The 12,751-nt window shown below is 67.5% G+C and carries 12 protein-coding genes; 6 read left to right on the top strand and 6 right to left on the bottom strand.

What is annotated here, in order from left to right:
* The 5 genes from ATO4_RS24150 to ATO4_RS24130 form a co-directional block, all read right to left on the bottom strand.
* The coding region (locus ATO4_RS24150; protein WP_083594336.1) for an ABC transporter ATP-binding protein at positions 1–817 on the bottom strand (817 nt) is incomplete at its 3' end.
* Positions 811–1,101, bottom strand: a complete 291-nt coding sequence (locus ATO4_RS24145; RefSeq protein ID WP_083594335.1) for a GIY-YIG nuclease family protein — start codon at positions 1,099–1,101, stop codon at positions 811–813. The genes ATO4_RS24145 and ATO4_RS24150, both read right to left, overlap by 7 nt.
* 622 nt (positions 1,102–1,723) lie before the next feature.
* Positions 1,724–2,647, bottom strand: a complete 924-nt coding sequence (locus tag ATO4_RS24140) for an ABC transporter permease subunit (RefSeq protein WP_083594334.1) — start codon at positions 2,645–2,647, stop codon at positions 1,724–1,726.
* The gene (locus ATO4_RS24135; protein WP_083594333.1) at positions 2,644–3,567 is read right to left on the bottom strand and encodes an ABC transporter permease subunit; all 924 of its coding nucleotides are present in this window, start codon (positions 3,565–3,567) and stop codon (positions 2,644–2,646) included. The genes ATO4_RS24140 and ATO4_RS24135 overlap by 4 nt, the downstream gene beginning before the upstream one ends.
* Positions 3,568–3,754: 187 nt before the next feature.
* Positions 3,755–5,344 (bottom strand): peptide ABC transporter substrate-binding protein, encoded by a 1,590-nt coding sequence (locus tag ATO4_RS24130; protein ID WP_083594332.1) that lies wholly within the window; start codon positions 5,342–5,344, stop codon positions 3,755–3,757.
* Between the two features lie 464 nt (positions 5,345–5,808).
* Here ATO4_RS24130 and ATO4_RS24125 point away from each other — a divergent pair, with 464 nt between their 5' ends.
* On the top strand, positions 5,809–7,686 hold the full coding sequence (locus ATO4_RS24125; RefSeq protein WP_083594331.1) for an ABC transporter ATP-binding protein: 1,878 nt from the start codon (positions 5,809–5,811) through the stop codon (positions 7,684–7,686).
* The gene (locus ATO4_RS24120) at positions 7,683–9,593 is read left to right on the top strand and encodes an ABC transporter ATP-binding protein (RefSeq protein ID WP_083594330.1); all 1,911 of its coding nucleotides are present in this window, start codon (positions 7,683–7,685) and stop codon (positions 9,591–9,593) included. The genes ATO4_RS24125 and ATO4_RS24120 overlap by 4 nt, the downstream gene beginning before the upstream one ends.
* A 75-nt stretch (positions 9,594–9,668) precedes the next feature.
* Here the strand turns inward: ATO4_RS24120 and ATO4_RS24115 are convergent, their stop codons facing one another.
* Positions 9,669–10,094 (bottom strand): cytochrome c, encoded by a 426-nt coding sequence (locus tag ATO4_RS24115; protein ID WP_348626479.1) that lies wholly within the window; start codon positions 10,092–10,094, stop codon positions 9,669–9,671.
* A 440-nt stretch (positions 10,095–10,534) separates the two neighbouring features.
* On the opposite strand from ATO4_RS24115, the gene ATO4_RS24110 reads away from it, so the two are divergent.
* From ATO4_RS24110 to ATO4_RS24095, 4 genes are all read left to right on the top strand, one after another.
* On the top strand, positions 10,535–11,005 hold the full coding sequence (locus tag ATO4_RS24110) for a hypothetical protein (protein WP_083594328.1): 471 nt from the start codon (positions 10,535–10,537) through the stop codon (positions 11,003–11,005).
* Between the two features lie 111 nt (positions 11,006–11,116).
* Positions 11,117–11,530, top strand: a complete 414-nt coding sequence (locus tag ATO4_RS24105) for a ketosteroid isomerase-related protein (protein ID WP_083594327.1) — start codon at positions 11,117–11,119, stop codon at positions 11,528–11,530.
* Positions 11,531–11,542: 12 nt separating this feature from the next.
* Positions 11,543–12,157: a GNAT family N-acetyltransferase gene (locus ATO4_RS24100; protein WP_176223146.1), complete on the top strand. Its 615-nt coding sequence runs from the start codon at positions 11,543–11,545 to the stop codon at positions 12,155–12,157.
* Between the two features lie 244 nt (positions 12,158–12,401).
* Positions 12,402–12,737, top strand: coding sequence for a hypothetical protein (locus tag ATO4_RS24095; protein WP_083594326.1), 336 nt, complete (start codon positions 12,402–12,404; stop codon positions 12,735–12,737).
* The last annotated feature ends 14 nt before the right edge of the window (positions 12,738–12,751 follow it).

Below are 12,751 nucleotides of genomic sequence, written 5' to 3'. Positions count from 1 at the left end.
CGACCGCCTCGACGTCCCGGTCGACCCGCGGGATCGAGCGGATGAGGGCGGCGGTATAAGGCATCGCCGGCCGGGCGAAGAGGGCGTCGACGCCGGCCTCCTCGACGATGCGGCCGGCATACATCACCACCACCTTGTCGGCGATGCCGGCGACGACGCCGAGATCGTGGGTGATCAGCACGAGGGCGGTGCCGGCATCGGTGGTCAGGTCGCGGAAGAGATCGAGGATCTGCGCCTGGATGGTGACGTCGAGGGCGGTCGTCGGCTCGTCGGCGACGATCAGTTTCGGCCGGCACAGGAGCGCCATGGCGATGACGACGCGCTGGCGCATGCCGCCGGAGAGCTCGTGCGGATACTGCCCGATCCGTCGCTCGGCCTCGGGGATGCCGACCTTCTTCAGCATCGCCAGCGCCTGTGCCTCGGCTTCCCGGCGCTTCAGCCCCTTGTGGACCTTCAGCGTCTCCGACAGCTGGTGCCTGATCTTCATCGCCGGGTTCAGCGCCGTCATCGGGTCCTGGAAGACCATTGCCATGTCGGCGCCGCGCACCTTGTCGAGCTCCCGCGCCGAAAGCTTCAAAAGGTCGCGGCCCTCGAACAGCGCCTCGCCGGAGGTCTGGGCATTGCCGGCCAGCAGCCCGAAGACGCCGTTGAAGGTCTGGCTCTTGCCGGACCCGGATTCCCCGACGACGGCGACCGTCTCGCCCGGCGCGACCGTCAGGTCGAGGCCGTTGACCGCCTGCACCGCCCCGTCGGGCGTGGTGAAGCGGATGGTGTAGTCGGCAAGGGCGAGGAGGGGGCTTGTGTCAGGTGTCACCATCCCATGCCCCGATACAGTTCGTTCCATTCCGGATTCATCGTCTCGATCAATTCGATCTTCCATTCGCGGCGCCACCGTTTGATCGACTTCTCGCGGGTGATCGCATCGCGGATGTCAAAATGCTCCTCGTACCAGACGAGGCGTGTGCAGTTGTGTTTGGCCGTGAAGCTGTTCGAAAAGGCGTGGGTCTTGTGCTCGTAGACCCGCTGCGACAGATCGCCGGTGACGCCGACATAGAGCGTCCCATGCTTCTTGTTGGCCATGATGTAGACGTGTCCGGCCACACCCGCCGCCCCCTACCTCGGTCGTCATCCCGGGCTCCGCTCCAAATCTCGACCGAAGAAGCGCCGTTGTCGAGGTGGACGGCGGTTTCCATGGTTTGGAATGGATCCCGGCTCGGGGGCCGGGATGACGAGGCTGGGGTGGTGCGGCCATTTTCGGACGCGTCGGTCCCAGGCGCGGGATGGGCGAGGGGTTCGCCACGACGTGTCGGGAAAGGGCGCCGGCCTTTCCCCAGGTCGTCATCCCGGGCTTGACCCGGGACCCATTCCAAACCGTCGAACGAGTGCGCAGCGTCTTCAATGCAGTCGGCGACTTTAGCGGTTTGGAATGGATCCCGGCTCGGGGGCCGGGATGACGAAGCGGGGGTGGTGCGGCCGAGGGCGGATGCGTTGGAGCCAATAGCGGCACCGACGGGCTGCAGTTCGCGACCTCTCAGGATAGAGCGCCGGCCCTCCCCACGGTCGTCATCCCGGGCTTGACCCGGGATCCACTCCAAATCGTCCGTCGGGCGTGCCGCGCCGTCACAGCGATGGGCGGCGTCGGCGGTTTGGAATGGATCCCGGCTCGGGGGCCGGGATGACGAGGCTGAGGCGTCCCGGCCAGTCGAAGAAGCGTCTGGCATCATCACCGGTCCTTCGGGTCGAAGGCGTCGCGCAGGCCGTCGCCGATGAAGGCGAGGGCGAGCAGCATGGTGACGAGGACGCCGCCGGGGAAGAGCAGCAGCCAGTCGGCGGCGCCCAGCGCGTCGGCGCCTTCGGAGATGAGGGTTCCGAGCGAGGTCAGCGGCTCCTGCACGCCGAAGCCGAGATAGGACAGGAAGCTCTCGGTGATGACGATCTCCGGAATGGTCAGCGAGGCGTAGATCACCACCGGGCCGACGAGGTTGGGCACGATGTGCCGCAGGATGATCGCGAAGCTGGAGACGCCGGCGGCCCTGGCCGCCTCGACGAATTCCCGCTCCTTCAGGGACAGCGTCTGGCCGCGCACGATGCGCGCCATGGTCAGCCATTCCAGAAGCCCGATGGCGGCAAACAGCAGGAAGACGTTGCGCCCGAACATCACCATGAGAAGGATGACGAAGAGGATGTAGGGAAGCGCGTACATGACATCGACGAAGCGCATCATCGCCGCGTCGATCCGCCCACCGGCAAAGCCCGAGACGGCGCCGTAGAGAACGCCGACGATCACCGAGACGGTGGTGGCGATCAGCGCGACGAGGAGCGAGATCCGCGTGCCGTAGAGCGTGCGGGCGAGGAGGTCGCGGCCGTTCTGGTCGGTGCCGAAATAGTGGCCGCTGGCGATCGAGGGTGGCGCGGTGAAGGCTTCCCAGTCCGGCGTCTCGTAGTCGTAGGGGACGAGATAAGGGCCGACGATCGCGGCGAGGACGATGAAGCCGAAGACGAAGAGCGCCGTCATCGCCGCCTTGTTGTGGCGAAACCGCCGAAGGGCGTCCCGCGTCACCGAGCGCGGCTTGCCGCGCGGCACCGCGTCGTCGCGGTCGATGAAGGCCTTCTCCAGCGCCTCGCGCCTGTCGACATAGAGGGTCATCGCTGGCGCACCTTCGGATCTAGCCAGGCATAGGCGAGGTCGACGAGAAGGTTCAGAAGAACGATCAGCGCCATGTAGAAGATCACCGTGCCGAGCACCATGCCGTAGTCCCGGTTGAGGGCCGCCTTGACGAAATAGCCGCCGATGCCGGGCAGGCCGAAGATCGTCTCGACGACGATCGAGCCGGTGAGGAGATAGCCGGCGGCGGGTCCGAGATAGGAGACGACGGGGGTCAGCGCCGGCCGCAGCGCGTGGTTGAGGACGACCCGGCGCCGGCCGATGCCCTTGGCCGTCGCGGTCTTGATGAAATTGGCGTTCATCGTCTCGATCAGGGAGCCGCGCATCAGCCGCGAGATGCGGGCGATGTGGGGCAAGGCGAGGACGACGACCGGCAGGAGCAGGAATCGCAGCGAGCCGTCGCCCCAGCCGCCGACGGGCAGCCAGGCGAGCCTGACCCCGAAGAACAGCTGCAGGATCGGCGCGACGAGGAAGTTCGGCACGACGAGGCCGGTCATGGCGATCGCGCCGATGAGATAGTCGGCCGAGCGGTTCTGGTAGAGCGCGCCGTAGATGCCGGCGGCGATGCCGCCGACGATGGCGAGCAGGAAGGCCGAGCCGCCGAGGATCAGCGTGTAGGGCAGGCCGATCGCCAGCTGCCGGGCGACGGTGAAGTCCTTGGTCACGAAGGACGGCCCGAGATCGAGCACGGCGAGGCGGCCGAGATAGCGCAGATACTGGACGATCAGTGGATCGTCGAGATGGTAGTAGGCGCGCAGGTTGGCGAGGACTTCGGGAGGAAGCGCCCGCTCCTGGTCGAATGGCCCGCCCGGCGCGAGGCGCAGGATGAAGAAGCAGGCGGTGATCGCGATCAGGAGGACCGGGATCGTCGAGGCCAGCCGCTTCAGGACGAAAGTCAGCATGTCAGGATCGTTTCTCGGCTGGTCGCCCGGGGCTCGTTGATCGGCCCCGGTGCGGTGCGAAATGCGTCAGGCGGCGTCTGGCGCCGGGCACTCGGACGTCGTGGTCACGGCGACGGCGACGGCGATGGCCGGGCGCTGGCCGAGAGGCCATTCCGCCCGGCGCCGCTGCAGCGCATGCTGGCGTGCGTCACTCCGAGAGCGTCAGGTAGCGTGTCCGGTGCTTGTCGAAGACGTTGTCCACGAAGCCCTCGATCTTCGGCGAGACGATGTTCTCCGACAGATAGAAGTAGATCGGCATCGCGGCGTCGTCGTCGAGCGCGATCTTCTCGGCCTTCTCCAGCATCTCGGCGCGCTTGCCGAGGTCGGCCTCCTTCGCCGCCTGGTCGAGCAGGGCGCTGTAGTCCTGGTTCGACCACTGGCCGTAATTCATCTCGATGCCGGACTTCAGGAGGTCGAGGAAGTTCACCGGATCGTTGAAGTCGGCGAGCCAGCCGGCGCGGGCCACCTCGAAGGCGCCCTCGCGCAGATTGGCGTAGTGGACCTTCACCTCGGCGTTCTCCAGGCTGACATTGACGCCGAGCGGCTTCCACATGGCGGCGATCGCCACGGCGACGCGCTTGTGGTTGTCGTTGGTGTTGTAGCTGAGCGTGACGTCGAGCGGCTTGTCGGGGCCGTAGCCGGCCTCCGCGAGCAGCGCCTTGGCCTTCTCGACGCGCTCGGCGTAGGGCTGGTCGGCCCAGTCGAGGCGGGCGCCTTCCTCCGGGTAGTTGGCCATGCCCGGCGGCACCCAGCCATAGGCCGCCGGCTCGCCGGAGCCCAGCACCTTCGGGCCGATGATCTCGCGATTGACCGCCATCGAGAGGGCCTCGCGGACCCGGGCGTCGTCGAAGGGCGGCTTGGCCGAGTTGAAGACGTAGTAGTAGAGGCCGGCGAAGGGGGCGAAATGGCCCTGGCCCGGCAGGTTCTCCTGGATGAACTTGAACTGGTCCTTGGGATAGTCCGTCATCAGGTCGATCTCGCCGGCCTGGTAGCGGCGGAAGCCGGCGGAGACGTCCTCCATGGACAGGAAGCGGACGCCGTCGATGTCCAGCTCGTCCTTGCCGCCGTGCCAGTGCTCGTTGCGGGCGGTGAGGACATGGCTGCCCGGCACCCACTCGACCGGCTTGTAGGGGCCGTCGCTGACGATGTTGGAGATCTGCACCCAGTCGTCGCCGACCCTGTCGATCAGGTGCTTGGGCAGCGGGTAGGCGGTGTAGTGGGTGAGGAGGCTCGGATAGTAGGGCACCGGGTGCTCGAGGGTGATCTCCAGCGTCTTGTCGTCCACCGCCTTGACGCCGAGCTGGTCGAGATCGGTCATCTCGCCCTTGTTGATCTTCTCGGCATTCTTGATCGGGTACTGGAGATAGGCGTATTGCGCCGCCGTCTTCGGGTCCATCAGGCGCTTGAAGGAGAACACGAAGTCCTGCGCCGTCACCGGCTCGCCGTCCGACCAGCTGGCGTCGTCCCGCAGCTTGAACGTCCAGGTGAGACCGTCCTCAGACGTTTCGTAGCTTTCGGCGACGCCGAGCACCGGCTTGGCTTCGGCATCCTCGGTGAAGAGACCCTCGTAGATGTCGCCGGCGACGCGGTCCTCCCAGTCGCCGGACATCTTCTGTGGATCGAGCGAGGTGACGTCGCCGCCATTGTACATGACCAGCTCCTTGGCATGGGCGGTGCCCAGCGCCAGCAGCGTCGACAGCGCCAGCGCGCCGGTGAAGGTCCTGAATGAGAAGCTCATGTCGTGCCCCGAGATTGGTGACGACGCATCCGCGGATGCGACCCAGAGTTCCAGTTGTTCCAATTTCGGCGGGCCTGTCCAGTGACTTGTGCTCAGCGATCCGCCACGCCCCGCATGGTGCCCATAAGGAAGGCATCGGGTCGCCCGGGCCTGCAAAAGCTGCAAATGAGGCGTTTTTCAACGCAGCATCGGCCTGCGGGGCCATTCGTGAATCGTGTGGAGAAATCCTTCCCCGGCATGTCCATGCACGGCGAGCGCGACGGCGAATCGTTGCGCTTGGGGCGAGGGGCGATTCGACCGGCACCGCCTTCGCCGCGGCGCGCCGCCACTCCCCCTGACTATCGGGACGCGCGCCCTTATATGATCGTCGTCGCCATGATCCCGGTCGATCCCGGCGCCCGGAGCGCCGCGCCCGCCGGAGCTTTGCCAGTTCCCGCAGCCGGACGGAAATGTCAGGAATATCAATGTTCTCGAAATTCGAGAGGATGGTCGACGCGTTCCCGCGCGACGAGCTCGACCGACCGGTCCCGAACACGCTTTTCGGCTTCATCTGGTTCTTCGCGCGGCCGGTATGGCCGCTGCTATTGGCGATGGCCGTCCTCACCACGATCATCTCGATGATCGAGGTCTCGCTGTTCGGCCTTCTCGGCAATGTCGTCGACTGGTTCGGCGACACGCCGCCGGACCAGTTCCTCGCCGAGCGCGGCTGGCAGCTCGCCTTGATCGGCCTCGTGGTGCTCGTCGTCCTGCCGGGGGTCCAGCTCGTCGACGGCCTCGTGAACTTCCAGTCGATCTTCGGGAATTTCCCGATGCGCTTCCGCTATACGATGCATCGCTGGCTGCTCGGCCATTCGCTCAGCTTCTTCCAGGACGAGTTCGCCGGCCGGGTCTCCCAGAAGCTGATGCAGACGGCGCTCGCCGTTCGCGAGACGGTGATCAAGTCGATCGACGTCTTCCTCTATGTCGGCGTCTACTTCACCGGCGTCCTGATCGTCGCGGCTTCGTCGGACTGGAAGCTGGCGCTGCCCTTCGTCGGCTGGCTCGCCCTCTACGCCGTGATGCTGCGCTGGTTCATCCCGCGGCTCGACCGCGTTGCCGAGCGCCAGGCCGACGCCCGGGCCGAGATGACCGGCCGGATCGTCGACGCCTATGCCAACGTCCAGACGGTGAAGCTGTTCGCCCATACCAGGCGCGAAGGCGACTATGCGCGCGCCTCCATGAGCGGCTTCCTCCAGACGGTCTACGGCCAGGGGCGGCTGATCACGCTGTTCGTGGTCTGCCTGCAGACGCTGAATTCGCTGCTGCTCTTCGCCGTCGGCGCGATGGGCATCCTGCTGTGGACGAACGGCCTCGCGACGGTCGGCGCGGTGGCCGCCTCGGTCGGCCTCGTCCTGCGCATCCACGGCATGTCGCAGTGGATCATGTGGGAGGTCTCGGCGCTGTTCGAGAACATCGGCACGATCCGCGACGGCATGGCGACGCTGCAGATCCCCCACGCCATCACCGACAAGCCGCAGGCAAAGCCGCTCGCCGTGCCGAAGGGCGAGATCCGCTTCGACAAGGTGTCGTTCCACTACGGCAAGGGCGACGGCGTCCTGCGGGACTTCGACCTGACGATCCGGCCGGGCGAGAAGGTCGGCCTCGTCGGCCGCTCGGGTGCCGGCAAGTCGACCATCCTCAACCTTCTCATGCGTTTCCACGACGTCGAGGGCGGCCGCATCCTGATCGACGGCACGGACCTTCGCGACGTGCCGCAGGAATCGCTGCGCGAGAAGATCGGCATGGTGACCCAGGACACCTCGCTGCTGCACCGCTCGATCCGCGAGAACGTGCTCTACGGGCGGCCTGACGCCGACGAGGCGGCGCTGATGCGGGCCATCGCCCGGGCGGAAGCCGGCGACTTCATCGAGGACCTGCGCGACCGCGACGGGCGCACCGGGCTCGACGCCGAGGTCGGCGAGCGCGGGGTGAAGCTCTCCGGCGGCCAGCGTCAGCGGATCGCGATTGCCCGCGTCATGCTGAAGGACGCGCCGATCCTGCTCCTCGACGAGGCGACGTCGGCGCTCGATTCCGAGGTCGAGGCGGCGATCGCCCAGAACCTCTACCGGCTGATGGAGGGCAAGACGGTGATCGCCGTCGCCCACCGGCTGTCGACCATCGCAGCCCTCGATCGGCTGGTGGTGCTCGACAAGGGCGCCATCGTCGAGGAGGGCAGCCATGCCGAACTCGTCGCCCGCGGCGGGCTCTACGCCTCGCTCTGGTCGCGGCAGGTCGGCGGCTTCCTGCCGTCCGCCGAGGACGACCAGGCGAGCCCGCCATCGGCCATGCGAGCCGCCGAATGATGGACCGCCTGCTCCAGCGCTTCGAGACCGTCCTCGACCCGTTCGAGGACGATGCCGGGCCCGATCCGGACGGGGTGTACCGCACCGGCCACCTGAAGCCGCTGCCCGCCGAGACCAACGCCTTTATCTGGCACTTCGCCAAGCAGGCGAAGGGGCCGCTGGTCGGCCTCCTGATCGTCGGCGGCCTGACCGGCGGCATCGAGGCGCTCTTGTTCACCGGCGTCGGCTGGCTGGTCGACGCGCTCGGCCGCTCGACGCCGGAGACGCTCCTGGCGGAGCATTTCTGGCTGATTGCCGGGCTGCTCTTCGTCACGCTGATCGGCCGCGCGGCACTGCTCTTCGTCTCTTCCGTGCTCGAGGAACAGGTGATCAGCCCGAGCTTCTACAACCGCATCCGCTGGCAGAGCTACCGCCGGCTGATGGAGCAGGCCTACACCTTCTTCCAGAACGACTTCGGCGGGCGCCTCGCCCAGAAGGTCCAGCAGGTGGGCGCGGCGACCGGCGACTTCATCACCACGATCCTGCAGACCTTCTGGTCCTTCGTCACCTTCATCTTCCTGACGGTGACGATCCTCGGCGCCATCGACTGGCGGATGGCCGTCGTCCTCGTCCTGTGGGCGGCGGGCTATGTCTGGATCGTCCGCAACCTGTTGCCGAAGATCCGCAAATACGGCCGCGCCTCGGCCGATGCCCGCTCCATCGTCTCCGGCCGGGTGGTCGACAGCTTCACCAACATCCTGTCGGTCAAGCTGTTCGATTCGTCCCGCAAGGAGGACGAATTCGTCAAGAACGGCTTCGTCCATCTGGTCGACATGACCCGGCGCTCGACCCGGGCGATCACCGAGGTGCGGACCGTCGTCGCCGTCCTCAACGGCTTCATGATGAGCGGCGTCGGCGTCATCGCCGTCGCCGGCTGGCAGGCCGGCTCGGTGACGGTCGGCGGCGTCGCGACGGCGCTCGGCCTGGTGCTGCGGCTCAACCAGATGTCCGGCTGGATGATGTTCAACATCAACGGCCTCGTCCGCAACTACGGCACCATCCAGGACGCCGTGGCAACGATCACCCGGCTGCCGACCCTCGTCGACGCGCCGAACGCCCAGCCGCTCGAGGCGGATCAGGGCGGCATCCGCTACGAGGACGTCACCTTCCACTATGGCAAGGGCGGCGGCGTCGTCTCGAACCTCTCCCTCGATATCCGGCCGGGGGAGAAGGTCGGGCTCGTCGGCCGTTCGGGGGCCGGCAAGACCACCCTCGTCAATCTCCTCCTGCGGCTCTACGACCTCGAGGACGGGCGCATCCTGATCGACGGCCAGGACATCTCGCAGGTCACCCAGCAGTCGCTGCGGGCGGCGATCGGCGTCGTCACCCAGGATACCTCGCTCCTTCACCGCTCGATCCGCGACAACATCGCCTTCGGCCGGCCCGACGCCGACGACGACGAGGTGGTGCTGGCCGCCGAGCGGGCGAATGCCGAGGACTTCATCCCGACACTCCGGGATCCGAAGGGTCGCACCGGCTACGACGCCCATGTCGGCGAGCGCGGCATCAAGCTGTCCGGCGGCCAGCGCCAGCGCATCGCCATTGCCCGGGTGCTCCTCAAGGACGCGCCGATCCTGGTGCTGGACGAGGCGACGTCGGCGCTGGATTCGGAAGTCGAGGCGGCGATCCAGGACAATCTCACCCGGATGATGGCGGGCAAGACCGTCATCGCCATCGCCCACCGCCTCTCCACCATCGCGGCGATGGACCGGCTGATCGTCCTCGACAAGGGAGCGATCGTCGAGGAGGGCAGCCACGCCGAACTCCTGGCGAGGAACGGTCTCTATGCCAGCCTTTGGCGGCGGCAGTCCGGCGGCTTCCTGTTCGGCGACGAGGCGCAGGAGGACGAGAGTGCCGCAGCCGAGTGACGTCACGGGCCGACTTCCAGCGCCGACCCCGGTCGTCGACCGGCGCCGGGAGGGCGCTCGAGCGCCTTGCGGGTATCAGTCGTCCTGAATGCTCGTCAGGTAAGCGATGATCGCTGCTGCCCTGTCCGGCGTGAAGATGAATTCCGGCATGTCGGGATGCCCCGTCGAGAAGCCTTCGACCAAGGCTTCTTGAAGATGAGCGACGGGATAACGCGCCGACAGGGTGCGAAACGGCGGAGCCTGAAGGTGCGGGCTATTTCCGCTGCGCGCGACGGCGTGGCACCGGGCGCAGTTCTGCTCGAGAAGTTGCTGGCCTGCCGCCAGCCGCGACAGGTCTTCGGCCGCAGCCGTCCCGGCTGCGGCGACGAGGAGCGCAACGCTCGTCCCCGTCACCATCCTCGTCACGAGGGTCGAAAGCCGTACCGCCATCTTGCAGCCTCCACCGATTTCATTGCCAACGAGATGGCAGAGACGTGCGGCGACTGCCTTGATCCCTGTCAAGGCGCCCGATCGGATGCCGGCGAGGCGGGAGTAGAAGGTTCGACGCAAGGCGAGCGGTGCAAGGACCGACGAAAGCCGGGCCCGGCGGCGACGGGACCGTGACTTTCTCGCTGGCAACCCTGCAGGGCCCGAGCCCATCACCGCCCGTATCTGGAGGCCGTGTCGGGAACGCCGATGCATCGCGGATCACCGGGGTCGCGTCCCGGCCGGGTTGGCGGCAACGACGCTCTCCCGCGTCGGAGCTTCGCCAAGAGCCGCCAATGGCCGCCAAGTCTGCCGGCATCGGACGAAAAATCCCGTGGATGACCGCAGGCGAGACGCTGGGGCATGGACTTTTTGCTGCAGCTGCCCGAATCGCCAGTTCCGGTGGCCTTGCAACGGGCGAGGCTCAGGGAGACGGAACCCGCTCGATGAAATCGACCCTATTATCGACCATAGCGATGAGCTTGATCGCCATCGGCCTCGCCGGCTGCACGACGACCGAGGAAGCCAACCAGGCGATCCAGGGACGCTGGCTCGGCCAGCCGAGCGACGCCTTCTTCTCGCAATACGGCCCGCCCGTCAGCGCCTTCCCGTTGAATGCCGGCGGCACCGTCTACACCTGGCGGGGCGGCGAGACCGTGCGCAACGTGCCGGCCCAGTACCGTCCGATGACCCAGCAGGAGAAGGAGTTCGCCGAGAAGCAGCGGGCGCCGCGGACCGTCATCAACATCGGCGGCAACATGGCCGTGGATTCGGCGCCTCCGGGACAGGTGCTGATGGCGCCGGCCCGTTCCGAGGAGCTCGGCTGCGAGGCGCAGATCACCACCAATTCCGGCGGCATCATCACCAACATCCGCGCCAGCCGCGACACCGACGGCGAGGGCTTCAGCTTCTCGCGCTGCGCCGAGGTCTTCGGCGTCACCAGCTGAGGCGGCGAGCCTGGCGGGAGCTGCGGACCGCAGCTGCGGGCTGGCGCCGGGCGGCGTTGACGGGTAGGGCGGAGCGAGCCACATTCGCTCCCCCGATCCAGAGGATGCCCAATGCCCCGCTCCGAGACCGAAGCCCTGATCCGCCGCTATCTCGACGCCTTCAACGCCGGCGACGTCGATACCATGCTGGCCCTCCTCGACGAGGACGTCGCCCATGACGTCAACGAGAGCGGCCGGGAGATCGGCCGCGACAGCTTCCGTACCTTCATGGCGACGATGCACCGCCACTATGACGAGACGCTCGCCGACATCGTCGTCTTCGCCAGCGAGGACGGCACGCGGGCGGCGGCCGAGTTCACCGTGCGCGGCCGCTACCGGGAGACCGCGGCCGGCCTGCCGGAAGCTTCGAACCAGGCCTACTCGATCCCCGCCGGCCAGTTCTTCTCGCTGGAGGACGGCCGGATCACCCGCGTCACCACCTACTACAATCTGAAGGCCTGGATCGCGGCCGTCTCGAAGGCGTGAGATCGGACAGGCATGGCGAAACCGACCGATGAGCTGAGCTTCGAGGTGCTGCCCGGTGCGGCGATCACCAAGGTGCTCGGCGATCTGGCCCGGCTTCGGATCGCGGTGTTCCGGGCCTATCCCTATCTCTATGACGGGGACGAGGCCTATGAGCGGAGCTATCTGGCAGCCTACGCCGGTTCGCCCGGCGCGATGGCGGTGATCGCGAGAGCCGGCGATGAGGCGATCGTCGGGGCGGCGACGGCGGCTCCCCTCGGCGACCACCAGCCGCAGCTGGGCGAGGCCTTCGCAAATCGGGGCATCGACCCGGCCAGCGTCTTCTATCTCGGCGAATCGGTGCTGCTTCCCGCCTATCGCGGCCGGGGCGCCGGCCACCGCTTCTTCGATGAACGCGAGGCGGCGGGCCGGGCCGGCGGCTTTGCCATCGCCGCCTTCTGCGGCGTCGTGCGGCCCGGCGATTACCCCGCCCGGCCGGACGGCTACCTGCCGCTCGACGGCTTCTGGCAGAAGCGCGGTTACGAACGGATCGACGGCCTCGTCTCGACCATGCGCTGGCGCGACGTGGGCGAGGGTGAGGGCGAGGAAAGCGACAAGCCGATGCAGTTCTGGATGCGCCGGCTGGACTGAAGCGGCCTGTCCGGCCCCTGCTCGGACCCTGTCCGAAAAGCTGGACCGGCGCGCATCGCACCCCGCGCGGCCAGGGGGCGGACTGCAAGCCCGACATCCCGGAGGGGACCTTCGGACTTCGGATGAGAGGCTGAACGCCTCATGAACGCCGCTTTCCGGCATCGTTCAGCGCCACTTTGGCATGGTCTCCTCATCGGCGGACGACAGGCGCCGACGAGAGCCCAAGTCAAAGGAGACACCGATCATGTTCCGCAAACTCGCCAAGACCCTCTGCGTCGTCGCCGCCCTCGGTGCCGCTGGTGCCGCCGTGCCGACCGCAGCGTCCGCCGGTAGCTACGGCGCCACGATCTCGATCGGCAGCGGCGGCGTCGAATTCGTCGGCCATCGCGGCCACTATCGCCGCCATGCCGGCTGCTCGCCGCGCCGCGCCCTCGACAAGGCGCGCCATTTCGGTCTCCGCCACGCACGCATCCGCAATGTCGGCCGCCGCGCGATCACCGTCGTCGGCCGCAAGTACCATGGCCGCGCCGTCATCCGCTTTGCCCGCGTGCGCGGCTGCCCGGTCATCTCGTACCGCTGAGCGGGGCCGTCCCC

Origin of the sequence: Aurantimonas sp. 22II-16-19i, assembly GCF_002088275.1 — a bacterium.
Lineage (GTDB): Bacteria > Pseudomonadota > Alphaproteobacteria > Rhizobiales > Rhizobiaceae > Jiella.
This window is presented reverse-complemented; position numbering and strand designations above follow the sequence as displayed.

Excerpts from the sequence above, each read along its gene's own strand:
- ATO4_RS24140 (WP_083594334.1), bottom strand. The coding sequence starts at position 2,647 with ATGACCCTCTATGTCGACAGGCGCGAGGCGCTGGAGAAGGCCTTCATC.
- ATO4_RS24135 (WP_083594333.1), bottom strand. The coding sequence starts at position 3,567 with ATGCTGACTTTCGTCCTGAAGCGGCTGGCCTCGACGATCCCGGTCCTC.
- ATO4_RS24130 (WP_083594332.1), bottom strand. The coding sequence starts at position 5,344 with ATGAGCTTCTCATTCAGGACCTTCACCGGCGCGCTGGCGCTGTCGACG.
- ATO4_RS24125 (WP_083594331.1), top strand. The coding sequence starts at position 5,809 with ATGTTCTCGAAATTCGAGAGGATGGTCGACGCGTTCCCGCGCGACGAG.
- ATO4_RS24120 (WP_083594330.1), top strand. The coding sequence starts at position 7,683 with ATGATGGACCGCCTGCTCCAGCGCTTCGAGACCGTCCTCGACCCGTTC.
- ATO4_RS24110 (WP_083594328.1), top strand. The coding sequence starts at position 10,535 with ATGAGCTTGATCGCCATCGGCCTCGCCGGCTGCACGACGACCGAGGAA.
- ATO4_RS24105 (WP_083594327.1), top strand. The coding sequence starts at position 11,117 with ATGCCCCGCTCCGAGACCGAAGCCCTGATCCGCCGCTATCTCGACGCC.
- ATO4_RS24100 (WP_176223146.1), top strand. The coding sequence starts at position 11,543 with ATGGCGAAACCGACCGATGAGCTGAGCTTCGAGGTGCTGCCCGGTGCG.
- ATO4_RS24095 (WP_083594326.1), top strand. The coding sequence starts at position 12,402 with ATGTTCCGCAAACTCGCCAAGACCCTCTGCGTCGTCGCCGCCCTCGGT.